This is a genomic window from Bacillus sp. hwrm1 (assembly GCF_040207805.1).
Lineage (GTDB): Bacteria > Bacillota > Bacilli > Bacillales > Bacillaceae > Bacillus > Bacillus velezensis.
The window spans coordinates 3,548,474-3,572,591 of the sequence record NZ_CP157943.1 but is presented as its reverse complement, the minus strand read 5'-3'; the positions used below and the strand labels follow the sequence as shown (position 1 = coordinate 3,572,591).

24 protein-coding genes, 3 pseudogenes and 1 riboswitch are annotated in these 24,118 nt (G+C 41.3%); of the genes and pseudogenes, 20 read left to right on the top strand and 7 right to left on the bottom strand.

What is annotated here, in order from left to right; all coding sequences use genetic code 11:
• The first annotated feature begins 8 nt into the window (after nucleotides 1–8).
• The 4 genes and pseudogenes from ABK447_RS17850 (at nucleotide 9) to ABK447_RS17835 (ending at nucleotide 3,101) form a co-directional block, all read left to right on the top strand.
• Nucleotides 9–374 carry a cupin domain-containing protein gene (locus ABK447_RS17850; RefSeq protein WP_052827092.1) on the top strand — a complete coding sequence of 122 codons (366 nt, stop codon included), beginning with the start codon at nucleotides 9–11 and terminating at the stop codon, nucleotides 372–374.
• Nucleotides 375–539: 165 nt separating this feature from the next.
• Nucleotides 540–721, top strand: a pseudogene (locus ABK447_RS17845) (hypothetical protein).
• Nucleotides 722–1,031: 310 nt separating this feature from the next.
• A complete protein-coding gene (locus ABK447_RS17840) occupies nucleotides 1,032–1,352 on the top strand; it encodes a hypothetical protein (RefSeq protein WP_015239237.1) in 321 nt (106 codons plus the stop codon).
• A 402-nt stretch (nucleotides 1,353–1,754) separates the two neighbouring features.
• Complete coding sequence (locus tag ABK447_RS17835; RefSeq protein WP_025284302.1) at nucleotides 1,755–3,101, top strand: FAD-binding oxidoreductase; 1,347 nt, start codon at nucleotides 1,755–1,757, stop codon at nucleotides 3,099–3,101.
• A gap of 73 nt (nucleotides 3,102–3,174) precedes the next feature.
• Here ABK447_RS17835 and ABK447_RS17830 read toward each other — a convergent pair.
• Nucleotides 3,175–3,597 (bottom strand): annotated as a pseudogene (locus ABK447_RS17830) (VOC family protein).
• Between the two features lie 192 nt (nucleotides 3,598–3,789).
• On the opposite strand from ABK447_RS17830, the gene ABK447_RS17825 reads away from it, so the two are divergent.
• Nucleotides 3,790–4,725 carry a cation diffusion facilitator family transporter gene (locus tag ABK447_RS17825; protein ID WP_094031532.1) on the top strand — a complete coding sequence of 312 codons (936 nt, stop codon included), beginning with the start codon at nucleotides 3,790–3,792 and terminating at the stop codon, nucleotides 4,723–4,725.
• Between the two features lie 62 nt (nucleotides 4,726–4,787).
• A complete protein-coding gene (locus ABK447_RS17820; protein WP_012116910.1) occupies nucleotides 4,788–5,825 on the top strand; it encodes an NAD(P)/FAD-dependent oxidoreductase in 1,038 nt (345 codons plus the stop codon).
• A 98-nt stretch (nucleotides 5,826–5,923) separates the two neighbouring features.
• Here ABK447_RS17820 and ABK447_RS17815 read toward each other — a convergent pair whose 3' ends face one another.
• Complete coding sequence (locus ABK447_RS17815; RefSeq protein WP_069006874.1) at nucleotides 5,924–6,556, bottom strand: hypothetical protein; 633 nt, start codon at nucleotides 6,554–6,556, stop codon at nucleotides 5,924–5,926.
• A 271-nt stretch (nucleotides 6,557–6,827) separates the two neighbouring features.
• Here ABK447_RS17815 and ABK447_RS17810 point away from each other — a divergent pair, with 271 nt between their 5' ends.
• Nucleotides 6,828–7,361 carry a cupin domain-containing protein gene (locus tag ABK447_RS17810; RefSeq protein WP_043021449.1) on the top strand — a complete coding sequence of 178 codons (534 nt, stop codon included), beginning with the start codon at nucleotides 6,828–6,830 and terminating at the stop codon, nucleotides 7,359–7,361.
• A gap of 272 nt (nucleotides 7,362–7,633) precedes the next feature.
• On the opposite strand, the gene ABK447_RS17805 is transcribed toward ABK447_RS17810, so the two are convergent.
• Nucleotides 7,634–8,161 carry a DinB family protein gene (locus tag ABK447_RS17805; protein WP_227749571.1) on the bottom strand — a complete coding sequence of 176 codons (528 nt, stop codon included), beginning with the start codon at nucleotides 8,159–8,161 and terminating at the stop codon, nucleotides 7,634–7,636.
• Nucleotides 8,162–8,399: 238 nt separating this feature from the next.
• Between ABK447_RS17805 and ABK447_RS17800 the strand changes: the two genes are divergently transcribed.
• From ABK447_RS17800 to ABK447_RS17755, 10 genes are all read left to right on the top strand, one after another.
• Nucleotides 8,400–9,194 (top strand): dihydrodipicolinate synthase family protein, encoded by a 795-nt coding sequence (locus ABK447_RS17800; protein ID WP_191974128.1) that lies wholly within the window; start codon nucleotides 8,400–8,402, stop codon nucleotides 9,192–9,194.
• Nucleotides 9,195–9,337: 143 nt separating this feature from the next.
• Nucleotides 9,338–9,541, top strand: coding sequence for a hypothetical protein (locus ABK447_RS17795; protein ID WP_007409550.1), 204 nt, complete (start codon nucleotides 9,338–9,340; stop codon nucleotides 9,539–9,541).
• A gap of 150 nt (nucleotides 9,542–9,691) precedes the next feature.
• Nucleotides 9,692–10,741 (top strand): Cfr family 23S rRNA (adenine(2503)-C(8))-methyltransferase, encoded by a 1,050-nt coding sequence (locus ABK447_RS17790; protein ID WP_007409549.1) that lies wholly within the window; start codon nucleotides 9,692–9,694, stop codon nucleotides 10,739–10,741.
• Nucleotides 10,742–10,850: 109 nt separating this feature from the next.
• Nucleotides 10,851–11,231, top strand: a complete 381-nt coding sequence (locus ABK447_RS17785) for a hypothetical protein (protein WP_039062680.1) — start codon at nucleotides 10,851–10,853, stop codon at nucleotides 11,229–11,231.
• Between the two features lie 87 nt (nucleotides 11,232–11,318).
• Nucleotides 11,319–11,422, top strand: a riboswitch (TPP riboswitch).
• A gap of 77 nt (nucleotides 11,423–11,499) precedes the next feature.
• Complete coding sequence (locus ABK447_RS17780) at nucleotides 11,500–11,964, top strand: nucleoside 2-deoxyribosyltransferase (RefSeq protein WP_042634877.1); 465 nt, start codon at nucleotides 11,500–11,502, stop codon at nucleotides 11,962–11,964.
• Complete coding sequence (locus tag ABK447_RS17775; RefSeq protein ID WP_007409546.1) at nucleotides 11,961–12,971, top strand: thymidylate synthase; 1,011 nt, start codon at nucleotides 11,961–11,963, stop codon at nucleotides 12,969–12,971. Before ABK447_RS17780 ends, ABK447_RS17775 begins: the two co-directional genes overlap by 4 nt.
• The gene (locus ABK447_RS17770) at nucleotides 12,968–13,726 is read left to right on the top strand and encodes a class I SAM-dependent methyltransferase (protein ID WP_039062681.1); all 759 of its coding nucleotides are present in this window, start codon (nucleotides 12,968–12,970) and stop codon (nucleotides 13,724–13,726) included. Before ABK447_RS17775 ends, ABK447_RS17770 begins: the two co-directional genes overlap by 4 nt.
• Before the next feature lie 14 nt (nucleotides 13,727–13,740).
• Nucleotides 13,741–14,559, top strand: coding sequence for a bifunctional hydroxymethylpyrimidine kinase/phosphomethylpyrimidine kinase (thiD, locus tag ABK447_RS17765; protein ID WP_039062682.1), 819 nt, complete (start codon nucleotides 13,741–13,743; stop codon nucleotides 14,557–14,559).
• An 8-nt stretch (nucleotides 14,560–14,567) separates the two neighbouring features.
• A complete protein-coding gene (locus tag ABK447_RS17760; RefSeq protein WP_039062683.1) occupies nucleotides 14,568–15,806 on the top strand; it encodes an HAD-IIA family hydrolase in 1,239 nt (412 codons plus the stop codon).
• A 187-nt stretch (nucleotides 15,807–15,993) separates the two neighbouring features.
• Nucleotides 15,994–16,956, top strand: a complete 963-nt coding sequence (locus ABK447_RS17755; protein ID WP_039062684.1) for an arsenic resistance protein — start codon at nucleotides 15,994–15,996, stop codon at nucleotides 16,954–16,956.
• 58 nt (nucleotides 16,957–17,014) lie between these two features.
• Here ABK447_RS17755 and ABK447_RS17750 read toward each other — a convergent pair whose 3' ends face one another.
• Entirely contained in the window at nucleotides 17,015–18,064 is a 1,050-nt protein-coding gene (locus ABK447_RS17750; protein ID WP_007609682.1) for an NAD(P)-dependent alcohol dehydrogenase, read from the bottom strand.
• Between the two features lie 159 nt (nucleotides 18,065–18,223).
• Here ABK447_RS17750 and ABK447_RS17745 point away from each other — a divergent pair.
• Both ABK447_RS17745 and ABK447_RS17740 read left to right on the top strand, forming a co-directional pair.
• A pseudogene (locus tag ABK447_RS17745) lies at nucleotides 18,224–18,628 on the top strand (MerR family transcriptional regulator).
• A gap of 224 nt (nucleotides 18,629–18,852) precedes the next feature.
• Nucleotides 18,853–20,142, top strand: a complete 1,290-nt coding sequence (locus ABK447_RS17740; protein ID WP_094031536.1) for a Na+/H+ antiporter NhaC family protein — start codon at nucleotides 18,853–18,855, stop codon at nucleotides 20,140–20,142.
• Between the two features lie 30 nt (nucleotides 20,143–20,172).
• On the opposite strand, the gene ABK447_RS17735 is transcribed toward ABK447_RS17740, so the two are convergent.
• The gene (locus ABK447_RS17735; RefSeq protein ID WP_094031537.1) at nucleotides 20,173–21,555 is read right to left on the bottom strand and encodes a PLP-dependent aminotransferase family protein; all 1,383 of its coding nucleotides are present in this window, start codon (nucleotides 21,553–21,555) and stop codon (nucleotides 20,173–20,175) included.
• A gap of 117 nt (nucleotides 21,556–21,672) precedes the next feature.
• Here ABK447_RS17735 and ABK447_RS17730 point away from each other — a divergent pair, with 117 nt between their 5' ends.
• Nucleotides 21,673–22,293, top strand: coding sequence for an FMN-binding negative transcriptional regulator (locus ABK447_RS17730; protein ID WP_015239251.1), 621 nt, complete (start codon nucleotides 21,673–21,675; stop codon nucleotides 22,291–22,293).
• A 47-nt stretch (nucleotides 22,294–22,340) separates the two neighbouring features.
• Here the strand turns inward: ABK447_RS17730 and ABK447_RS17725 are convergent, their stop codons facing one another.
• On the bottom strand, nucleotides 22,341–22,703 hold the full coding sequence (locus ABK447_RS17725; protein WP_040238506.1) for a hypothetical protein: 363 nt from the start codon (nucleotides 22,701–22,703) through the stop codon (nucleotides 22,341–22,343).
• 196 nt (nucleotides 22,704–22,899) lie between these two features.
• A complete protein-coding gene (locus ABK447_RS17720; RefSeq protein ID WP_094031538.1) occupies nucleotides 22,900–24,090 on the bottom strand; it encodes an MFS transporter in 1,191 nt (396 codons plus the stop codon).
• Nucleotides 24,091–24,118 lie beyond the last annotated feature (28 nt).

Sequence of the window (24,118 nt, the reverse complement as noted above, 5' to 3'; positions counted from 1 at the left end):
CGGAAAGAATGGAATATAGACCGATTAATTTTCAAGAGAAATTAGCTGCGTTCCAAGATCAATGGTCTCCAAAAGTAATCGCTGAAATGAATGACTATCAATTTAAACTTGTTAAGGTACAAGGGGATTTTGTTTGGCATAAGCATGACGAAACAGATGAAGTCTTCATTGTCATTGAGGGTAATTTAATCATTGAATTTCGTGATGGAGAAGTAACATTAAATGAAGGTGAAATGTTTGTCATTCCGAAAAATGTTGAACATAAACCTTATGCAGAATCAGAGTGTAACATTTTGCTTGTAGAACCTAAAGGTGTTGTGAATACCGGGCAGAAAATAACTGATCAAACAGCTGAAAATGATGTCTGGGTCTAGCCTGTAACAAAAAAACGATCAAAAAATCCGAAAGATCGAATGACGATTAGAGAAAATGATCAGGAATAACCAATTAAGAATGATTTTTGGTTAATTGTTGAAAAATTTTGTTAATATTATAATACATTGTTTGGAAATGTAATCATTTTATAAGGAGTTTTCTAATTGCGTTGGAGTAAATGGTTCAATATTTTTTGCATAACAGCATTGGGATCAATATATGGCTATAAATTGTTTACTAACCAAGAAGTACGACTCGTGTAATCATAGCTGCTGCAATTATCTTGTGGAACATTGTCGGACTTTTTAGCAAAGAACCAGTAAAACAAACACAGCAAGCAAACTAAAAGCCAAAAAACACTTTCCAATCGTTCAATAAAAAGTTGGTACAGAAGGATGCTGCAGCGTGCAGCATCCTTTTTATCATTTTCACAAAAAAACCAAGGGTTTTAACCCCTTGGTTTTTTCGCAGTCTCCCTTTTTACGCTGCTTATTATAATCGTCAATCATTCAAGTTTCATCAAGCATCCAGAATCTGTTGTATCGATAAATCAAAATTGCCCTAAAATGTGCCGGTTCATCAAAATACCAGTCCAAGCTGCAGTTATTTATTTACATAGTATGTAAAGATTAAAAAATGAGAGAAGGAGTGGCGTAATGTATTATAACGAAGGTGAAGATCAACAGTACGTCCAGAAGAAAAAGCCATACAACGAAGCCTGTGACCTAGGCCATGATTTTGATATGGCGGACGACGCAGCAAGAGCGGAAGCAGCAAGAGAAGCAGAAGCGAGAGCCAGAGCGGAAGAGGCAATAGCAAGAGCGGAAGAAGCAAGAGCCAGAGCAGCAGAAGCGGCAAAATTAGCAGCAGAAGCAAAGGTAAAAGCGGCAAAATTAGCAGCAAAAGCGAAATGTAAAAAACGTCATAAGAAAGAGAAAAAACAGGATTGCAAACGTAAGCACAAGAAGAAAAAATAAGAGCTTTTCATCATGTAAAAGATAAGATTCAATGTGTATTGATGTTAACCGTACAGGGGTGCAAAAACGATAAAGAATAAGATTCTTTGTCGGGGGATCAAGCAGAAAGATTGCTCAGCCGGTGTCTCAGCAGAACCACGCATGGCAGGGCAAACATAATTTTCTATGGACTTCCATAGTTTGGTCGGGATATCACGCCAATAAATGTAAGTGCCTATCATGATAAAAAAGGCAGGAGAGACAAGAGTTTCGGCAGCTTGCCGCTCTTGTCTTTTTTTTTGTTTTTATATCATCTTCGCGTATATGTATCTATTTTTAAGTTTGCAGAACATCTGTCTAAGAATTTGTCCAATTCCTACATATACTGGTATCGGAATCAAATGCTTATTAGGAGTGAAATAGATGGGATCAGCACAGTTAACAGGACGCGTCATCTTCAAAGGGGACCCCGGCTATACACAGGCGGTTAAGAATTGGAACCCTTATGTTGATGTCTGTCCGCTTGTCTTTGTTTTTGCCCAAAATTCATACGATGTAAGTAATGCTATTAAATGGGCTCGTGAGAAGAATGTGCCTATGCGTGTCAGAAGCGGCCGCCATGCTCTGGATAAAAATCTTTCCACGGTAAGTGATGGGATTGTTATTGATGTGAGTGACATGAATAAAGTTTTCTTAGATGAAAAAAACGCGGTAGCAACTGTTCAAACCGGTATTCACGTCGGCCCGCTTGTAAAAGGTTTAGCTCGGGAAGGTTTTATGGCCCCGTTCGGAGACAGTCCAACCGTCGGAATCGGAGGAATCACAATGGGAGGCGGATTTGGAGTGCTTTCCCGATCGATCGGCCTGATAAGCGATAACCTTCTCGCACTGAAAATGGTAGATGCCAAAGGCAGGATTATTCAAGCAAATCAATCCCGCAATGAAGATTTACTGTGGGCTTCCAGAGGCGGCGGGGGAGGCAATTTCGGATATAACACCCAATATACATTCAAAGTTCACCGTGCCCCTAAAACCGCAACCGTCTTTAATGTCATTTGGCCGTGGGAACAGTTAGAAACGGTATTTAAAGCGTGGCAAAAATGGGCGCCGTTTACAGACGAACGATTAGGATGCTACCTTGAGATTTACAGCAAAGTAAATGGCTTGTGCCATGTGGAAGGATTGTTCCTCGGTTCAAAACCAGAGCTGGTTCAATTATTAAAACCTTTATTAAATGCCGGAACACCGGCACAAACAGTAATCAAAACACTATACTACCCGGATTGTATAGATTTCTTAGATCCTGACGAACCGATTCCCGGCAGATCTGATCAGAGTGTTAAATTCTCCTCGGCGTGGGCGCTCAATCTTTGGCCGGAAGAACCTATTGCAGTAATGAGACAATTTTTAGAAAAAGCGACCGGGACAGAAACCAATTTCTTTTTTATCAATTGGGGCGGCGCGATAAGCAGAGTTCCAAGCAGTGAAACAGCCTTCTATTGGCGCCGACCATTGTTTTATACGGAATGGACGGCCAGTTGGAAAAATAAATCACAAGAAGCTTCGAATCTTGCATCAGTTGAAAGAGTGCGTCAGCTGATGAAACCATATGTAACAGGTTCATATGTGAATGTTCCGGATCAAAATATCGAGAACTTCGGAAAAGCATATTATGGCTCAAACTTTGCAAGGCTTCAAAGAATAAAGGCGAAATACGATCCCGAAAATGTATTCCGTTTTCCGCAAAGCATCCCGCCATCGTATAAATAGTTTGATCGTTTTTGGAAACAAATAAAAAACACACCAGAACATTCAGGTGTGTTTTTATTGTTGCTAAATGTGGTTATTCAATTGCATCCCAGTGCGGATTCCAAACGATTTCCCATAAGTGTCCATCGGGGTCTTGGAAGTGACCGGAGTATCCGCCCCAAAAAGTATCATGAGCGGGATCAGTTATCGTTGCTCCTGCCTGTTTTGCCTGTTCCATGACTTTATCGGCTTCAGCTTTACTGCCAACATTATGTCCTAATGTAAATTATGCAGGGCTTGGCGCAGTTAACGTAACGTTTGTTTCATGTGCGATGTCTTTGCGGTTCCAAATGGCAAGTTTCAGTCCTGTTTGTAAGTCAAAAAAGGCAACTGCACCATGTTCAAATTCTGTACCGGCTATTCCCTCTGTAGGCAGACCCAAGCCATCTCGATAGAAGTGAAGCGATTTTTCTAAATTGTCTGCGCCTAAAGTAATTACTGTAATCCGCGGCTTCATAGCAATCATTGATCAAGAGCAATATAAAGTATTGGACATTTTCATTGAAAAGATTTTGACATTTCAGTAAAGAACCTATATATTCATATATGAGCACATAATCATATACGGTTATTTTTGTGTCCATGTTAGAATGCTTCATAACAGAAAAGAAATAATAAATGCAGTGTATGAGATAAGGAGGAGATTTTTATGGGTCACAATCACGCTGGCGGATCCAATAAGAAGGTTTTATTGATCTCTTTTATCATGATTACAAGTTATATGATAATAGAAGCGATAGGCGGATTTTTAACCAATAGTTTAGCGCTTTTGTCAGATGCAGGCCATATGCTGAGTGACTCGATCTCATTAATGGTTGCTCTGATTGCTTTTAAATTGGCCGAAAAAAAGGCAAGTCATCATAAAACATTCGGCTACAAACGATTTGAGATTCTCGCAGCTGTGATAAACGGTGTTGCATTAATATTGATTTCCCTTTACATCATTTATGAAGCAATCAAACGTTTCTCTCATCCGCCGGAGGTAGCAACAACCGGCATGCTGACGATTAGTATCATCGGGTTAGCTGTAAATATATTGGTCGCTTGGATTATGCTGAACGGCGGAGATACAAAGAATAACCTGAACATAAGAGGGGCTTACTTACATGTGATAAGTGACATGCTCGGATCTGTAGGTGCCATACTGGCTGCGATCCTTATCATCTTCTTCGGGTGGAGCTGGGCAGATCCAGCGGCCAGTGTCATTGTGGCTATTCTTGTTCTGAGAAGCGGTTACCATGTGACGAAAGACTCCATTCACGTATTAATGGAAGGAACTCCGGAAAATATCGATGTCACTGACATCATTCATACAATTGAAGAGACAGAAGGAATTCAAAGCATTCATGATTTGCACATATGGTCTATCACAAGCGGATTGAATGCTCTTTCCTGCCACGCTGTTGTTAACGATCAACTGACCATTTCAGAAAGCGAAAGTATTTTACGCAAAATTGAACATGAACTTGGAGATAAAGGCATTACACATGTAACCATTCAAATGGAAACAGCAGCGCATAATCACGACAATACGATTCTTTGTCAGGCCCAAAATGAGATTCCGCGTGACCATCATCATCATTAAAGAAGGAAATAGGGGTTCACTTTGTCTTCTGACAATTAAGCTAAAACCGCGGGGGGATTCATATGTACGACACGATAGTAATCGGAGCCGGTCAGGCAGGAATCTCAGTAGGATATTATCTAAAGAAGTCGAAACAAAAGTTTATCATTTTGGATAAAAGTCATGAAGTAGGAGAAAGCTGGAAAAACCGGTATGACTCATTGGTTTTATTTACTTCTCGAATGTACAGCTCTTTGCCTGGAATGCAGCTTGAAGGAGACAAGCATGGACTCCCTTCAAAAAATGAAATTGCTGCTTATCTGAAAAAATATGTTGAAAGATTTGAAATCCCGATCCAATTACGGACAGAAGTAATAAGTGTCCAAAAATTAAAGAACTATTTCTTAATAAAAACAAACCGGGAAGAATATCAAACGAAGAATCTTGTGATGGCCGCAGGTCCTTTTCATACCCCTAACATTCCATCAATATCAAGGGATGTAGCCGATCATATTCATCAATTACATTCTTCACAATATAAACATTCAAAACAACTGGCGCCTGGGAATGTACTGGTAGTCGGCGGCGGGAATAGCGGGGCTCAGATAGCTGTTGAATTATCCAAAGAAAGAGTTACATATTTGGCTTGCAGTAATAAACCGGTTTATTTCCCTTTATGGATTGGAAAAAGAAGCATCTTTTGGTGGTTTGATAAATTAGGAGTTTTACATGCAAGTCATACATCAATATTAGGCAAGTTCATTCAGAAGAAAGGCGACCCCATATTTGGGTATGAATTAAAACATGCAATAAGACAGAAGAAGATCATCTTAAAACAAAGAGTCATAGCCGGAAAGCAAAATGAAATGATTTTTAAAGATTCATCTTCATTAGAAGTAAACAATATCATTTGGGCAACTGGTTTTAAGAATCCGCTTTGTTGGATGAAAATAGAAGGTGTTTTGGATAAGGAAGGCCGAATTATACATCACCGGGGTGTTTCAGCTGTGGAAGGATTGTATTTTATTGGTTTGCCTTGGCAGCATAGGCGAGGTTCAGCGCTGCTTCAAGGTGTAGGAAATGATGCTGAATACATTGTAAAACAAATGAACGGCGGATAGACAGAGGAGAGCAGTAACTTACGTGTTTACTGCTCTTTTTTGTGTTGAATAAGTACGGTTATGTGACTGTGTAAAGCCGAAAAAATCTTTTGGCTTAATTAATAAGAAGATCCCTGACTCATTGATTGTGCAACATTCTGACGTACTTCCCGAGCTAACTGCGCGGCACGTAAGGAAGCCTGCCAAATAGCCGGACTCACTGCAGATTGACTGATGGATAATGCCTGTTGTGTGGCTGGAACCATTGGTCTTAGGAGATTTTCCGCCTCGTCTACAGATGACTCGTATTGGTGACCGGCTGCTCTTCTCAGGTCTGCTATCGCTGCGGGGAAGTTTGACCATAGACGAAGTATTGAATTCATGCAGCCAACCATAAGAGGAAAATGAGGAGCCCGGCCTTGTCCGGAGGCGAGAAGCTCTGCTGCGCCTAAAGCGGAATAAACGTGATAGCTCAACGGAGTAAGATATTTCGCGTGTACAATATGAAGTTCTCGTAATCCCCAAGTGTCTGGAAGAAATCTGAATTCTGAACTCATACCGCATCCCAGAGCGAGTGCTCTGCTGACAGCCTGCAAGTGTTTCACTACCGCAGCCATTGATTGTTGAAAGGAGGATGAGTGTATTGGAATTTGTTGAATCGCAGATAAATGGCTTCGCATTTTAAGGTTTGCCTGACTTAAATCAGGCTGCTGTCTGTAATCATATACATAATACGGATAATAATAATACATATCTAAACTCCCTTTATGAATGACTTTTAGGAGCAGGATATGCACCCAGATTGTTTTTGATAAGGGCATGTGCCTAAATTATCCATCAGTGCAACGATTTTAGTCCGCGCATATTCAGTTGGTATTTTTTATGCAAACGGATTTAGTGGTCAAAACGTTTCTGCTAACTTAAGTCTTTTAGGCTGAACAAGGGAATTTCTTTGTACGGCACACTCTCATTACCAAAAGCATAGGATAATATCACAAAAATTTAAAATTGCGGGGATGAAAAATGTATTATATACCTTTTTCGCATCAATGTTATTATTGTGTGAATGTACCGATGTATAGCGATGGAAGATCTGTTTATTGGACTGTTCCAAATAACTATGATCCTTCATACGAAGATAGAAACCTTCTCTTGAAAGATTATGGACCAAAACCATTCGTTGTGAATATCAATAAAGCCGCAAAACAAAACAATACATTCCGTACGGCTCTATGGACGGGAAAACATTTTCAAATTACTTTAATGAGTATCGGCATTGGAGAAGATATCGGTTTGGAAATCCACCCCCACGTAGATCAATTCTTACGGATTGAGCAAGGCCGGGGGATCGTTAAAATGGGTAAGAGCAAGGAACATTTAACTTTCCAAAGAAATGTCTATGATGACTTTGCCATTGTTGTCCCTGCCGGCACTTGGCACAATGTTGTGAATACGGGTAATACGCCGTTAAAACTGTATTCAATTTATGCTCCTCCTAACCATCCGTTTGGTACGGTTCATGTGACAAAGGCCGATGCAGCGGCTGCGGAAGATTAGTATAGGATTCCAGAGGACTTTACTGCTGCAAAGACTATAGAAAAAATCGTATTTGGACAGCATCATTAAATAAAGCGATTGAATGGCTGAAACACAAAATATTAACGTTTCAGCTTGTCATAGTGCAGTTGATGCGATGCTTTATTCCACAACTTTTCAACAGCAAATGTGGTTTTTTGTCTGTACATTTTAATTGATTGGCAGTCAGTGAAAATAGGCAATCCGCAGGGAACTTGTAATAAATTTATCCTTGCTCCTCCTAATAAGCGGCTTTAACCGACAAGTTTCTGTTTCTCTTCAAACCATTTGCGAAGCTGATGAATATGAGCTTGATGATATCTATTATGGTCTGCCATATGCCATATTCCCCATTGAATGGTTGCTTGTTTTTCTGCTTCATAATCTACTGTATGATTCAGCTGATCGTCAGTTAACTGATAACAAACAGACTTAAACATGCTGAATACTTCTTCATAATCAGTGAGAATTTGTTCTAATGAAACACCGGAAATGAAAGGGAGCTTATTGTTCTGATCTAACATTGGTCCATACTTCTCTTCAAGCTGCTTTGGTATCGGTTCACCCTTTATTCTGAATATCCAGTTGAGATCAACATATGCTAAGTGTCTTATTAGCTGAGCTGTACTATTGTATGTTTGATTTGGTCCTTTATAATCAATCTCCTGCTGTGACATGTCTGACACAATGGATATTAAGCGGCTGTAATTTTCATTAACGGCAGAATACAGCATTCCCACAAGATGATCCATGTGCGGTTCACCTTTTAAATCTAAAATCATTAACCCCACCTCATTAGCACAATTTTTACATTCAGTTTGCCTTATTACTCATATTTGTCAAGCCATCCAGGAAATGAATCGCTAGAGGATGAAGCAGGCTCTCTTTGCCTGCTTTTTTTGTGTGTCGGCCTTTACATCTGACATGTTTGTTTATCTGAAACTGTACCTTTTTAAATGTCAGACAGTGTTATATGATACTCTGCAGATATTCAAGAATATGTACTTGGAGGACATTCTCATGCGAAATTTTAATGTTGCTATCCCTACGCCTTTTCATGAAGATGAAAGTTTATATGTAGAAGGATTTGATGCTATTGTCGAACATTTGAAAAACAGCGGTATCCATTCGTTACTCATATGCGGCACGACTGGTGAACAGCATTCACTCAGCATAGATGAGCGTCTTCAGATCATTGAGTATGTTCATCAGCGAAAATTTGAAGATGTTGAACTGATGTTCGGTGTTTCAGCCGTAAGAACCAGTGATGCCGTCAAACTGATGAAACACATCGAGAAAACCAATATTGATTCTGTACTGATTGGTTTTCCTCCTTATATAAGACCGACACAGCAGCAAGCCGTTTATTACGTTGACGAACTTCTCAGTCATACCTCTAAAGAGGCTGTGCTTTATAATAACCCCGGCCGGACCGGTTTTAATCTGAGTGAGAAAGCGCTTAAAGACTTAATAAGCCGGCATCCCGGGATAAGGGGGCTGAAAGAAGGAGGAGACGTTCTGCGTCATAAACAAACAGAGTTCCCTGATCACTTTATTTTGTTTGCGGCAGGGGACGTTGAATTTCCGAAGATGCTGAGTAACGGGTGTAACGGCCTGTCAAGCATGGCCGGAAATGTCTATCCTGAAGAAATCAGAGAAAGCTTCAGCAGCTTATCAGAAAATAAACCGATTAATCTGGATCGAATAAACGATCTGATTGCTGAAGTGACAAATCATCATACTGTCATGAATATAAAAAATCACTATAGGAAGATTGGGATTCAAGCAGGCAGCTGCCGGTCACCCATTATATAAGAAATGTTCCGTCGCGGATAAGTGAAAAATGTGATCAGCGCGCTTTCTGTACTTGGATTAGGCTTAATAAGCAAGTTATATAATACTGTCATTAGCGGGGGCGTAAGCATTTGTTTAGCTTTACATAAGGGAAACCTTATGATATGGTGATTATTGCTAATATTGACAAGAAAGAGGTGAAAGCGATGATAACGATTTATGGAATTTTGTATGGTAAAAATGCAAAAATTGGAAACATTTTGGCGGACAAAGGGAGCAGTCTGTCCTTTTTTAAGCCAAATCACCATACAAAAACAGTTATCGGTGCTTTTTCTCTATGTCAAATAAACGATAATCCAATGACATAATGTCCTTGTTTATTTGTGCATGATGTTATTTAAGCGTAACACCGATAATTGTGTCGGTGTTTTTTTGTGCCTGATTTTAAAAAAAGGTTAGATGATCACTCCCTTCTATTTACTCAAACAAACAAGAGTATTATGGAAGGATGAGAAAACATGCAACAAAAAAACAAGTATATAAGAATTCAAGAGTTCCTGAAGCAAAATAAATTTCCTGATTTTAGAATGAATCAAATCAAAAATGCTGTATTCCAAGGGAGAATAAATCATTTCAATGAAATAACGGTTCTTCCTAAATCCTTGAGAAAATTGTTAATAGAGGAGTTCGGAGAGTCAATTTTAAATATTGCTCCTTTAAAAGTGCAGCATTCTGAGCAAGTTACAAAAGTCTTATTTGAAATTTCAGGAGACGAAAAAATAGAAACGGTTAATATGAAATATAAAGCCGGTTGGGAGTCATTTTGTATATCCTCGCAGTGCGGCTGTCATTTTGGCTGTAAATTTTGTGCAACAGGAGATATTGGTTTAAAACGCAATTTAACGTCAGATGAAATGACTGACCAAATTTTGTACTTTCACTTAAAAGGACATTCAATTGACAGTATTTCTTTTATGGGAATGGGAGAAGCATTAGCGAATGTACAAGTTTTTGATGCTTTACATGTGCTTACAAATCCGAAGTTGTTTGCTTTAAGCCCTCGCAGGTTATCTATTTCGACCATAGGTATTATTCCGGGCATTAAAAAAATCACTCAGGATTATCCGCAGGTCAACCTGACGTTTTCATTACATTCTCCTTTTAATGAACAGCGAAGCAAGTTAATGCCGATTAATGAACGCTACCCGTTATTGGAGGTAATGGACACATTAGATGAGCATATACGTGTGACCTCAAGAAAAGTTTATATTGCTTATATTATGCTGCCGGGAGTTAATGATTCTATTGATCATGCGAATGAAGTAGTAAATCTTTTAAGAAGCAGATATAAGAGAGGGAACTTGTTCCATGTAAACATCATTAGATATAACCCGACTGTTAGTTCACCTATGAGATTTGAAGAAGTAAATGAGAAACAAGTTGTAAACTTCTATAAAAAATTAAAGTCAGCAGGAATTAACGTGACCGTCAGAAGTCAATTTGGCATTGATATAGATGCTGCTTGCGGACAATTATATGGAAATTATCAAAAAAATAAGAACCAATAAATCAGGTGCAGAACTCGGTTTGACTTCATATTATTTCATTTGATAACATAAAATGGTTATTGTGATTGAAAAAAAGATACCCGTTTTTATAAAAAAAGGAGTCATAACGTTGCTGAAAAGGTTTTTTCTTGTTTTTCTTACGCTGATAATGTCTATATTTGCTGTATTCGCGGCTGCTGAAGAGTCTCCCGGCGATCGTGTCATTTCTTTTGACGAGCCTATGATTTTATTGATCTCACTCGGAATCATCTTATGTTTGTTCATTCCTCCATTCGTCATGTCCTTTTTTGGCAGTTTGGTTGTGAGAATCATATCCGGAGTCTATCAATGTTTTATCGTCCTCACGTTTGCGGGGCTCATTCCGATTGGATTTCTGATCCCCAATGGCTTTTTGACAATTCTTGCTGCCGTACTGGGGACTTTGGTCAGTTTAGCCAGTGTTGTGGTCACCTTATTCGTTGGCAGGAAAAAAGAGGCCGGAAGGTTTTAAAACTAGTGGGTAAGCTGCAATATTGAAGGGAAAGTCATTGTTTGACTATTTATATGGAATAGCATAGAATTAAAGTAAATATTTATAAAAAGTCACTAGGGGAGCTTTAATAGCTGAGAAGAGACAATACGTCCTGACCCTTTGAACCTGATTTGGTTAATACCAGCGTAGGGAAGTGAAAAATTAGAGAGATTCTTTATCTTATCTATATTTAAGCCACTTTCCATAGAGGAAAGTGGCTTTATTTATTTTGAAAGGGTGATATGAAGTGGCGACTAAAAAAGTTTTTCTGGCAGGGCCTTTTAAAAGTTTAGTAGATGAGAAAACTGGATTGATGAGTACGTATGAGAGGGGAAAGCTGGAATCATTAATTTCCTTTTTTGAGAATGAAGGATGGCTGGTTCATAATGCTCACAAGCGGGAAGGGTGGGGGAAAGATTTCATGACACCCCTTCAATGCACTAAAATTGATTTTGATGAAATAAGTACTTGCGACCTTTTTGCAGCATTTCCCGGATCACCCGCTTCTCCTGGAACACATATAGAAATTGGATGGGCTTCCGCCTTGAAAAAAAAGATCGTGCTATTTCTAGAAAAGGACAAGGATTATGCTTTCTTAATTCAAGGGTTACATGCAGTGGCGGATGTTGAGTACATCAGCTATAAAGATACAGATGATTTATTAGAGAACATTAAAAATACCTTTGCAGCATATAAGGCGGAATCTCAATGAGAAAGAGAACTTTTCATGAAGCATATACGGAAACGCTGTATGACATCTATCACAACCCTGAATTTTTCAATTCACCGCGCGGACAAAAAAGCAGAGAACAATTGAACTACCATCTGACTCTGGAAAATCCAATAGAACGTGTCACTTATTTATCCTCAAGAAAAACCAATATCGTGTTTAATTTTGCTGAAGTGCTATGGTATTTATCGGGGAGTAACGACTTAGATTTTATCAGTTATTACAATAAAAAAATGCCTTCATACTCAATGAATAAAAAAACATTAACAGGCACTGCGTACGGGCCTAAAATATTTGAATTCGGAAATGCAAAACTAAATCAATGGAATAGAATAAAAAATCTTTTGACACAAGAAGATATTGATTCAAAAAGGGCATTTATTCAAATATTCGATGCTTCGGAACTCTTCGTTTTAGAAAATATAGATGTTTCCTGCACAATCGGTTTGCAGTTTTTTGTGAGGGAAGGCGAATTATACATGTCTTCTGTCATGCGTGCAAATGATGCTTTTCGCGGGATGATCAGTGATCTTTTCTCATTTACCTTCATGCAGGAATTAATGGCCAGAGAACTGCGTGTAGAAGTCGGAGAATATTTTCATAATGCGGGATCAATCCATATTTATGATTCAGATCATGAATGGGCGAAAACGGTGCTTGAAGAAGCTGAAAATCACCATGATATTCCGGAATTTGAATTTCCGAAAATGCCTGAGGGAAATAACTGGCCGTCCATTGAAACAGTCTTAAAGTACGAAAAATTACTTAGGAAAGATCAAATTTCTATGACTAAAAACGATATTGAAATGCTTGATTTACCTGATTACTGGAAACAGATTCTTTTCCTTTTCAGTATATACCAGCATATTGCATATAAACGGGATATGGATCATTCTCTATTTCAAAGTTTACTTCCTATATATCAATTTTTCGTCAGGAATAAGTGGTTTCATTATTTCTCAACTGAGCAAAAGGAGGAAATTCAATGAAAACTTCATGGAAAGAAGACAGTGTTGCTGGTAAATTCGATGCTTATAATGACGTTTTAGAACAAACGTTAGGTTTTGAGTTTGTTTTTCGTACTTTTGATAAAGCGGAGATTAAAAAGGTGCTCGATTTCGGATGCGGTCCAGGAAAGGTAGCTTATAGGCTGGCTGACAGAATAGGCTGCAATGTGATCGCAGTCGATGAATCAAGGAAGATGTTAGATATAGCAAAGGCAAAAAGACAACATCCTCATGTGGACTATCATTTAATTGAACACGATAATCTTTCCTTCTTACCAGATCACTCAGTTGATGCTGCAATGGCCTGTTATGTTTTTATTAATACGGATAGTGACCAGCGTATCAAAGGTATCATAAATGAAATTTTTCGTGTGTTAAAACCAGGAGCTTCATTTGTCATACTCGATACGAATCCTGATTCAACCGGAATTGAATTTTCAACCTTCCGCAATGGAATACCGGGGAAAGAATATTCTTACGGAGAAGAAAGAAATGAATGGCTCCATGTTCCCGGGCAAGCAGATTTAATTTTAAATGATTTTCATTGGCCGAAGTCAATGTATTATACACTATTAACTCATGCAGGTTTTGAAAATGTAACTTTATCAGAACCAACGTTAAACGATATTGACCAAGAGCATGTAAAAGCCATAGAGAAAGAGTTTCAATTTAATAATTGGAAATGTGAAAAGGAATACCCGCCTTTTGTCATTTTTAAAGCAGTGAAACCTGCCTGAAGGAGGAGTGTAAGTTGACGGATATTTATAAAGCGCTTTCGATTGCTGGGACTGATCCTTCCGGAGGGGCGGGAATTCACGCGGATTTAAAAACATTTCAGGAACAAAAGGTATATGGAATGGCAGTTATTACATCAGTTGTTGCACAAAACACACTTGGTGTGAAAAGTTTTGAGGAGATGTCTCTTCAGAATATATCTCAGCAAATAGACTGTGTCATGGATGATATAAAACCGGATGCTGTCAAAACCGGTATGCTTGCAAGTATAGGAATTATTGAATTGCTGGCAGAAAAGTTAAAAGACGCAAATATTCAATCGTATGTGATGGATCCGGTTATGATTGCTAAAAGCGGACATCATCTGCTCCATAAGGACGCCATTGATCATTTGAAGAAATTATTAATACCCCAAACAACTGTTATTACACCGAACATTCCGGAAGCGGAAGCAATCATCGGCAAATCAATCGAGACTGTACAGCAGATGCGTGATGCGGCGAAAGAAATAGTGGAGGTATACGGGGCAAAAAGTGCTGTCGTAAAAGGGGGGCACCTGAACGGAGAAGCCCGTGATATTTTGTACTTTGACGAGGACTTCGAGGAATTTGTTTCTCCCCGCTTTGATACAAAGCATACTCATGGAACAGGCTGTACGTTTTCAGCTGTGATAACTGCAGAGCTGGCAAAGCAGCACAGCATACCGGAATCAGTGGCAACTGGAAAGGAATTCATTTCAGCAGCCATTAAACATCCCTTAGGAATCGGGAAAGGACAAGGCCCTACAAATCATTTTGCGTATCGCTCAACTATTAACCAAGAGACAACCGCTTAAGGAGTGTTATGATGATCTCCGAGAATTATGATGTATTTTTATTTGATTTAGACGGAGTGATATATATAGGAGATAAAGCTTTACCAGGAGCTGTGGCCTCTTTAAAACGACTCCGTGAAGAAAAGAAAGCCATTCGCTTTTTAACGAATGATCCTTGTGTTACAAGAGAAACGATTGTGAAACGCCTTCATAAACTGGGGATTTCAGCAAGTATTGATGAAGTGTTTACTGCGGGGTGGGCAACAGCTGATTACCTTGTCAGCGAAGGAATAAAGAAGGCATATATATTGGGAAATGACCAACTTAAAAGTGAAATTCAAAAGGCCGATATTGATCTTACGGAAGATCAGGCGGAGGCTGTTGTCATTGGATGGGATCAAAATATTACATTTCAGGATGTGCATAAGGCAGTAAACCTCATCCGCTGCGGGGCTTCATTTATCGCTGCAAACGGGGATAAAACATTTCCTGCCGCTAACGGACCGGCTCCCGCGACAGGCGCTATAGTCGCGGCTGTTAAAACAGCAGCTGCTAAAGAGCCGATTATAATTGGAAAACCGGCGTCTTCAATATTTGAAAAAGTACTCGAGTCTTTTGAAGATAAAGAGAGATGCGTTATGATTGGGGATACGCCTGAAACAGATATTGTCGGAGCAAACCAAATAGGCATAACTTCCGTATTAGTTTCTGAACAAAATACTTTATTTCCTGCAAAACATGATTTTAGAAATCCGGATGTTGTGATCCGCGATCTGAAAGACTTGTTCGATAATGAAATAAAGGCAGAAGTACGGAAAAAACCGGATTTCCAATGGACAGAACAAGTGAAAGCCGGAGTCGCTGGAATTATAATTAAAGAATCAAGTTCCGTTTTATTAATGAAGCGTGCTGATAATGGTTTATGGGGCATTCCTTCAGGACATGTGGAACCTGGTGAAACAGTTGAACAAGCAATTATAAGAGAAATAGAAGAGGAAACTGGATTAGTGGTGAAAGTCTCTAAAATGATAGGCGTTTATTCTGATCCGAGTTCACAAACCTTTATATACCCTGACGGCAGAGTCAGCCATTTTATTACCAATTGTTTTCAATGTGACGTCATCGGCGGCACTTTGAAAAAGTCCACTGAGGAAGCCATGGAAATCAGATATTTTGATATCCATGAATTACCTGAACATCTCTTGCCGATGCACCCGAGATGGCTGGATGATGCTTTGGAAATGAAAGAGAATGCTTTTATTCGATAAGGAACAGTATGTCAAAAATACTTTTTGGGGGTTATTTACAAGGATTAACGGTTTTCAACCCGTTTTTCTCGCCGCGTTCCAAAAACACCAAGTGTCACAGACCCTTGGTGTTTTTTAATTCCGGCAGAACCATAATGCAAGAGCGGCAGAAAAGAAGGTATAATGGGCGGAGAAGAGGTGTCAGCCAATGAAAATAACCAGAGAGACATTAGAAAAACAGCAAATTTGGATATATGGTGTGACTCTTGTAATCGGCGGAATAGCGGGGATCGCCGGGAAAGATTCAGGACTTCGCTGGGGATGGACGATATCACCGCTTATCGCTGTTCTCATGTATGCCATGTTTGCCCAAATCCCATTCTTGAAGCTGAGGGAAGCCATGTCAAACCTCAAGTTTATGGCGGCTTTATTGATCGGTAATTTCTTAGCTGTACCTGTCGTTGTATGGGTGTTAACCGCCATTTTTCCTCAATCTCCTCCTATATTATCAGGGGTTTGTTTGGTATTGCTTACACCTTGTATTGATTACGTCATCGTCTTTACTCAGCTCGGCAAAGGAAATGAGAGATTAATACTGGCTTCCACGCCGGTTTTGTTCGCCGTTCAGATGGTATTGCTTCCGTTATACCTGTGGCTGTTTATCGGGAAAGAAGTGATAGGGGCTGTTCATGCGGGGCCGTTTCTGGAAGCATTCTTATGTTTAATAGCGGGACCGCTGCTGGCGGCAGTGATGACACAATTATGGGCTGATAAGAAGCCGGCTGGAGAAAAGATGTTAGAGTGGACGGCCTGGCTGCCTGTTCCTTTTATGGCTCTGGTCTTACTGGCGGTCGTCGCCACACAAATCGGAAAGGTCATCAGTGATGCTGGCATCATTATACGTGTGATTCCGATCTATCTGTTATTCCTGCTCATTATGCCGTTTGTCTCCCGGTTTATCGCATATGCGTTCCGTCTGGATACAGGTGAAGGAAGAGCATTGATCTTCAGCACGGGCACAAGAAATTCTCTCGCAGTTCTTCCGTTAGCGCTGGCTTTGCCGGATGCTTGGGCCTCATTAGCCGCCGCTGTTATCGTCACACAGACGATCGTTGAATTGATAGGCGAATTGGTTTATATAAAAGCGGTGCCCGGATGGCTGCTGAAATAAAAAATAATCTGAACAGAAAAAAACATACCAATAGATATTGGTATGTTTTTTATGTCGATTATAAAGTTGAAATATCAATGACGAAACGGTAGCGGACATCGCTTTGGAGAACCCGTTCGTACGCTTCGTCAACTTGATTGGCCGGTATCACCTCAATTTTAGGAGCAATGCCGTGCTCGGCGGCGAAATCAAGCATCTCCTGAGTCTGCGGAATACCGCCGACGAGTGAACCCGCAATGCTGCGGCGGCCCGTGATTAAGGAGAACACACTGTATGAGTCCGGCTTAGCGGGCGCTCCCACATTTACCAATGTACCGTCAATGCGAAGCAGGGATAAGTAGGCATCTACGTCAAGGTTCGCGGATACTGTATTTAAAATAAGATCAAATCGTCCGGCCAGCTCAGTAAATGTATCCGGATCGCTTGTTGCAAAGTAGTGATCGGCTCCAAATTCAAGCGCTTCGTCTTTTTTGTTCATTGAGCGGCTGAGGACGGTGACCTCTGCGCCTAAAGCGTGCGCGAATTGAACGGCTAAATGTCCGAGCCCGCCCATTCCGACAATCGCCACTTTTTTGCCGGGGCCGGCATTCCAGTGTTTCAGCGGAGAATAGGTGGTAATGCCCGCGCACAATAGCGGGCTGGCAGCATCCAAATCCAGCTGATCCGGAATCCGGACAACGAATCTGTCAGTGACAACTATTTTTTGGCTGTAGCCGCCGTACGTAGGGTTTCCGTCGTAGTCCAGGTTATTATAAGTCTGAACAACGCCTTTTGTGCAATATTGTTCGTCTCCGTTAAGGCAGTATTCACATTCCCCGCAGGAGTCTACAAAACAGCCGACACCCACACGGTCGCCGACGGCAAATGTGGTGACTTCTTCACCCACGGCTTCCACAACTCCGGCAATTTCGTGCCCGGGAACCATCGGAAAGATTCCGCCGCCCCATTCATCGAATGCACTGTGGATGTCTGAGTGACAAATCCCGCTGTACTTAATATCAATCAGGATATCGTGCGGCCGTAATGCTCTTCTCTCAATCGTTGTCCGCTCAAATTTAGCTTTTGCATGCGGAGCGCTTAATACACGAGTCGGATGATTATTGCACATGGTTATCTTCCTTTCCAAGATAAAGTGATGAATCCTCTGTTCGATTTTACTTTAAATGTTAAAGCGGACTTTAAGTCAAGGAGTTTGGTTTATTTTTTTATGAAATGATATTCTATAATGGCACGCTTATGAAAGGTATGAAGGACGGGTGGTAAAAATATGAAGATTGCGCAGGCTGCAAAGCAGGTTGAGTTATCAGCCGCAACGCTTAGGTATTATGAAAGTATAGGACTGATTCCTCCGGTACAACGCGATGAAAGCGGCATCCGCGATTATGACGAAGATGATGTGAATTGGATTCAATTTATAAAATGCATGAGAAGTGCCGGGCTGTCGATTGAGGCGCTGATTGAATATACCGCTTTATTTATTGAAGGAGCCGATCATACGATTGAACCCCGAAAAAACATCCTTATAAATGAAAGGAAAAGGCTGACGGAGAAACAGAGGGAAATTGATGAAACCATATAACGATTAAACAGGAAGATTGAGGATTACGAAGATATCCTTGAAAATGAAGCGAAACTTAAAAACAGATTGAAAGCTGAATGTATTTCTGAATGAAGAGAAGGTGTCCCGGGCGCCGGGCCGCATGAAATGTACCAAGGGAAACGAGCCTTGGTTTTTTTTATTTTCTAAAGAGTGGAAAGAAAACAGCCTTTTCTATCTTATCAATCATTACTTATCCTTTTTTCAGCTTGACTTTTTTACTGCAGACTTTTAAAGTGTGAAATGTTGCTTAGACTGTGATTAGCGACTTTAATGCTGAAAAGAGGTGGTTTACCCAGATGAACAATCATAAGAATCCTTGGGCGTTATTGCCTTTAGTCTTATTCGTAGGGCTTTTTGTCGGCTCTGGTCTGGTGACCGGAGATTTTTATAAATTGCCGATCTTGATTGCCGCGATCATTGCGTCAGCTTTTGCGCTGTTATTTAACCGGAAGAAATCGCTCAATCAAAAAATAGAATGGTTCGCTTCCGGTGCGGGACATCCTGATATTATCATTATGGTTTTGATTTTTATATTGGCAGGTGCCTTTGCTTCAGCGGCTGAAGCGATGGGAGCGGTGCATTCAACTGTCAATCTTGCTTTGAGCGTTATTCCGCAGCAGTTTTTGCTGCCGGGGCTGTTTATCATTGCCTGTTTTATTTCTATATCGATGGGAACATCAATGGGCACGATTGCGGCGGTTGCGCCGATCAGCGCGGGTTTGAGCGGCGAGCTTGGCATCTCCGCCGCGATTCCGATTGCGGCTGTGGTCGGCGGAGCTATGTTCGGAGATAATCTTTCTTTTATTTCCGATACGACCATCGCGGCAGTCCGGACGCAAAAAACACAAATGAGGGATAAATTCAAAACGAACTTTCTGATTGTTTTGCCCGCTGCCATTGTGACTGTTATTATCTTATTTTTTATTCCGGCAGGCCACGCCGTCCATGCGGGAACTGCATCTTACAGCTGGATTAAGGTGCTTCCTTATATCGCCGTGTTGGTTTTTGCGTTAATCGGTATTAATGTGATGGCTGTCATATTCGGCGGATTGATTTTGACGGGAATCATAGGGTTAGCGTGCGGCAGCCTGACGTTTGATTCTTATTTTAAGGCGATTACGGATGGAATTGCCGGAATGAGCGATCTGATCATCCTGTCCATGCTGATCGGCGGGATGGTCGGCGTGATGAAACAAAACGGCGGGATCGACTTTTTACTGGAGTTCATCACGAAACGAATCCGTTCCAAAAAAGGCGCCGAAGCCGGCATTGCCGGACTGGTCAGCGTGACGAATCTGGCTGCGGCCAATAATACGATCTCGATTATCGCAGCCGGGCCGATTGCAAAGAATATCGCTGATAAATTCAACATCGACAACAGAAAATCGGCAAGTATTCTGGATATCTTTTCGTGCATGATTCAAGGATTGATTCCTTACGGCGCGCAGCTGTTATCAGCCGGGAAATTCGGGAATATTTCACCAGTCAGCATCCTGCCATACTCTTTCTATCCCGTTTTAATCGGAATCTGCGGCATCGCCGCCATCATATTTGGACTGCCGAAATTCACAAGAAATACGAAATAAAAAAAGGCGCCGTTCGGCGCCTTTTTTCTTTCATGACAGCCAAGCATTTCTCAAAAGCTGTACGCCATGTGTGATCTGATCCGTATCGAGATGGGCGAAACCCAGCTTTATGATCGGCGGTTCGGGTTTTTCGGCAACGAAATAAACGGCGGTAGGATATACCTTCACTCCGTACTGAAAAGCGCGTTCGATTAATGTTTCTTCTGTATAGTTCAGGTGAACTCTCACCAATATATACAATCCCGACTGCTCGCCGATGATCGTCACATGATCGCCGAACTGCTGCTTTACATGTGAAATCAAGTGCTGCATTTTTCGCCTGTAAACAATGCGCATGCGCTTAATATGGCGGGTCCATTCACCGGCCTTCATCAATTCAGCCATGGTCAGCTGGTTAAGCGAAGAAGCGGTGCTTTCGAAATGAATAAACCGTTCTTTATACCGGCGCAAAAGGCGCTGTGGCAAAACCATATAGCTTATGCGGATGCCCGGAAGAAAGGATTTTGAGAAATTCCCTAAATAAACCACCCGGTCTGATTGAATGGAAGCAAGAGCGGGAAACGGCTGCTGTGTATAACGGAATTCACTGTCATAATCATCCTCAAGAATATAACCCTCTCTATGATTCACCCAATTGATCAGAGTTTGGCGCTTCTGAATGGACATGCTTACGCCGTAAGGGCTGTGATGGGATGGGGTCACATAGATTAATTTTTCTTTCATTGCATGTAATTGAGAAAAATCAGCTCCGTTTTCATAGACAGGCATCGTTTCCAGAGATAGCCCGTGAAATTGAAAAGCCGCTCTGGCACCGTCAAATCCCGGGTCTTCAACAATAATTCCCGAAAAATCCTCTTTCAGAATCCGACTGAGATATATCAGCATCTGCTGCGTGCTGCTGCCGATGATAATGGAATCCGCATCTGTTTTCACTCCGCGGGATTCCAAGAGATAAGCGGCAATTTGTTCACGCAGGTCTCTCTCGCCGAACGGTTCACCGTACAGGAAGCTTTTCTCTGATGTCAAAACTTGATTGTATAATTTTCTCCATGTTTTCAGAGGAAAATGCTTTTGATCGACGGCTCCGGCGCGAAAATCAATCAGGACCGGCTGAGTTGATTCGGTTTTTTCAGCGTAAACAACATCGTTTTCTTTTTGAAATATAGAAGGTTCTACTTCATTTACAAAATAACCTTTGCGTGTTTCTCCGCGAATGTATCCCTCCGCTAAAAGAAGATCATAAGCCATCAGCGTTGTATTGCGGCTTACCCGCAGGGAATCTGCCAGCTCCCGAATCGAAGGCAGCCGCTCATCTGCCTGAATATTTCCCTGCTCAATCAATGTTTTAAATTGCTCGTAAATTTGTTTGTATTTCGGGGTGTCGCTTTCGAAAGCGAAAATCATATTTTTCATCAGATGTTCTCCTCTGACATGTGTATTTATTCCTAACTGTACCTTTTAAAATGTCAGGTGATATCTTATTATAGCGGAAAGCGCTTTATCAATCCATGTTCGAGAGGAGAGTTTTGTATGTATATTCCGGCTCCATTTCAGCTGAGTGAAGCTCAAGCGTGCGATGTTATCAAAGAGTATGGTTTCGCAGCATTGTTTTCAACGGCGGAAGGCATGCCGTATGCAACCCACCTGCCATTGATGATGAGTAAGAATAACGAATACTTATACGGTCATTTTGCATTGCCGAACCCCCAATGGAAAGAGATTGATGGCCAAAACGTGTTAGCCGTTTTTCAAGGGCCGCATTGTTATATCTCGCCTAAATGGTATGAGACGAATCAGGCTGTTCCCACATGGAATTATGTGGCGGTTCATGTTTACGGAGAGGCGGAGCTTTTGGATGAGGAAGAAACCGTGCAGTCGATGAGTGATCTCGTATTGAAATACGAAAGCCCCGACAGCCCGTACAAATTAGAGGATGTCGATGCGAAATTGCTGGCAGGCATGAACAAAGGGGTAAAAGGCTTTAAAATCAATATCAGCAAAATAGAGGGGAAAGCAAAGCTGAGTCAAAATCATTCAGCTGCAAGACAAGGGCTGGTCGTACAACAGCTCAAACAGATTCCTCATACAAACGAACAGCTCATTTCCGGCTTGATGGAAGAAAACATCAAACAGATCACTGCGAACAACTGACAAGCATGTTAAAAACATACCGGCAGCATGCGGTATGTTTTTTCAGGTTATGAAGCTTTTCTCAGGATGAATAACGACTCAAACAGCACATAAATCAACGGCGCCATTAAAATGAAGAAAGAATGAAAAATAGCATACGGTATGAGTAAGTAAACGATAAGTTTCAATAGAATGGTAGACGGTTTATTGAATGTCCAGCGGTTCTTCAAGATATCAGTCATACAAGCTAAAACAAGGCCGACCGTCAAATATCCGGCTGCGATGTACAGATAAATAAAAAGGTAAAACGGGTAAGAAGACAACGGCGGTGTGTCTTCCTGTGTCAATTTTAAACCCACATAAAAGACCAATAAAAAGCAAACGGACGAAACGAGAGCTAACAAAAGGTGTTTATATAAATACTTCTTCATGTGTTTCACCTGCCTATGGCGCAATTATTTCTTAACATATTATGACATGGTTTTACCGTTTCTGCTATGTGAGCGGGGCGTAAAGAATCAATATCATCTTTTTATGAATCCGGATTTTTCTTCGGATAGATGTAAAGAAGAATACATCAAAAAAAGCTGTCAGCTTGGTTCTGACGGCTTATTTTTGGTGAAAGGCTTATTTCTCCGTGGTGAAATAAAGCAATGCGATGACCGGAAAAGCGATTCCAATCCATAATGTGATACTCCACCCGCCTGAGGCGTATGCCCATCCTCCGATTGATGATCCTACAGTGCCGCCCAGAAAGAAGATGGCCATAAATAATCCGTTTAATCGGCTGCGAAATTCAGGTGCCAACGAAAAAATGGCACGCTGACTGAGTACGAGATTGGCAGATACACCCATATCCAACAGGATAGCTGCGGCCACCAGAACTGCTATGCCGACGGGGGAGCTGCTCTGAATCATGAGCGGGAGTAATAAAGAAACGATGACAACACCGAGAGCGATTCCGGTGGCAAGCCGGGTCAAGCCGCGATCAGCCAGACGGCCGCCTATCGGTGCAGCCGCTGCACCTGCAATGCCCGCTAATGCGTACAGCGCGATTGCCTTTTGAGAAAAATGAAAAGCAGGACCGGACAATAATAAAGGTACAGTCGTCCAGAACAAGCTGAAAGCGCCAAATACAAACGCATGATAAATGGCACGGCGGCGTAAGACCGGAGTCGTGCGCAGCAGCTTCCACATTGAGCCGAGTAAGACGGTATAGCTTGTGTTTGCTGTTGGTTTTCTGGCAGGAAGCACTTTTGATAAGACGATTGCCAGGACAACACTTAACGCGGCGGATAAAGCAAATATGGCATTCCACCCCCATATATCAGCGACCAGACTGGATATCGGACGGGAAAGCATAATACCGAGTAGCAGGCCGCTCATCACATTGCCGACAACCCGGCCGCGTGCGGCGTCCGGTGCAAGGTATGATGCAAACGGAACAAGCACTTGGGCTGCAATTGATCCCAGTCCGATGAAAAACGCAGCGGCTAAAAACAGTGTTCCATGCTTCGCAAATGCTGTCAGTGTCAAAGCGGCTGCGCTTAGAAGGAGCGATACAACGACAAGTTTTTTGTTTTCGATAATGTCTCCCAAAGGGACGAGAAACAGTAAGCCGGCAACGTATCCGATTTGAGTCAGTGTGACAATCAATCCTGCGCTGCTTGGAGAAAGCCCGATTGCCGCACTAATGAATCCTGCCAAGGGCTGTGCATAATAAAGATTAGCGACAATGATACCGCATGCCGTTGCGAGAAGAAGGGTTAAACCAGGTGAAATTCCCTGATCTGCTGTTTGTTTGTTTTCTTTAGCCATATGAATGAACTCCTTTTTAAGTGTTTTT

Bases quoted from the DNA above. Each gene is read 5' to 3' on its own strand.
- ABK447_RS17835 (WP_025284302.1), top strand. From the start codon at position 1,755: ATGGGATCAGCACAGTTAACAGGACGCGTCATCTTCAAAGGGGACCCC.
- ABK447_RS17825 (WP_094031532.1), top strand. From the start codon at position 3,790: ATGGGTCACAATCACGCTGGCGGATCCAATAAGAAGGTTTTATTGATC.
- ABK447_RS17750 (WP_007609682.1), bottom strand. From the start codon at position 18,064: ATGTGCAATAATCATCCGACTCGTGTATTAAGCGCTCCGCATGCAAAA.
- ABK447_RS17810 (WP_043021449.1), top strand. From the start codon at position 6,828: ATGTATTATATACCTTTTTCGCATCAATGTTATTATTGTGTGAATGTA.
- ABK447_RS17730 (WP_015239251.1), top strand. From the start codon at position 21,673: ATGTATATTCCGGCTCCATTTCAGCTGAGTGAAGCTCAAGCGTGCGAT.
- ABK447_RS17815 (WP_069006874.1), bottom strand. From the start codon at position 6,556: ATGTATTATTATTATCCGTATTATGTATATGATTACAGACAGCAGCCT.
- ABK447_RS17800 (WP_191974128.1), top strand. From the start codon at position 8,400: ATGCGAAATTTTAATGTTGCTATCCCTACGCCTTTTCATGAAGATGAA.
- ABK447_RS17770 (WP_039062681.1), top strand. From the start codon at position 12,968: ATGAAAACTTCATGGAAAGAAGACAGTGTTGCTGGTAAATTCGATGCT.
- ABK447_RS17740 (WP_094031536.1), top strand. From the start codon at position 18,853: ATGAACAATCATAAGAATCCTTGGGCGTTATTGCCTTTAGTCTTATTC.
- ABK447_RS17795 (WP_007409550.1), top strand. From the start codon at position 9,338: ATGGTGATTATTGCTAATATTGACAAGAAAGAGGTGAAAGCGATGATA.
- ABK447_RS17790 (WP_007409549.1), top strand. From the start codon at position 9,692: ATGCAACAAAAAAACAAGTATATAAGAATTCAAGAGTTCCTGAAGCAA.
- ABK447_RS17725 (WP_040238506.1), bottom strand. From the start codon at position 22,703: ATGAAGAAGTATTTATATAAACACCTTTTGTTAGCTCTCGTTTCGTCC.
- ABK447_RS17775 (WP_007409546.1), top strand. From the start codon at position 11,961: ATGAGAAAGAGAACTTTTCATGAAGCATATACGGAAACGCTGTATGAC.
- ABK447_RS17760 (WP_039062683.1), top strand. From the start codon at position 14,568: ATGATGATCTCCGAGAATTATGATGTATTTTTATTTGATTTAGACGGA.
- ABK447_RS17840 (WP_015239237.1), top strand. From the start codon at position 1,032: ATGTATTATAACGAAGGTGAAGATCAACAGTACGTCCAGAAGAAAAAG.
- ABK447_RS17820 (WP_012116910.1), top strand. From the start codon at position 4,788: ATGTACGACACGATAGTAATCGGAGCCGGTCAGGCAGGAATCTCAGTA.
- ABK447_RS17805 (WP_227749571.1), bottom strand. From the start codon at position 8,161: ATGATTTTAGATTTAAAAGGTGAACCGCACATGGATCATCTTGTGGGA.
- ABK447_RS17850 (WP_052827092.1), top strand. From the start codon at position 9: ATGGAATATAGACCGATTAATTTTCAAGAGAAATTAGCTGCGTTCCAA.
- ABK447_RS17755 (WP_039062684.1), top strand. From the start codon at position 15,994: ATGAAAATAACCAGAGAGACATTAGAAAAACAGCAAATTTGGATATAT.
- ABK447_RS17735 (WP_094031537.1), bottom strand. From the start codon at position 21,555: ATGAAAAATATGATTTTCGCTTTCGAAAGCGACACCCCGAAATACAAA.
- ABK447_RS17720 (WP_094031538.1), bottom strand. From the start codon at position 24,090: ATGGCTAAAGAAAACAAACAAACAGCAGATCAGGGAATTTCACCTGGT.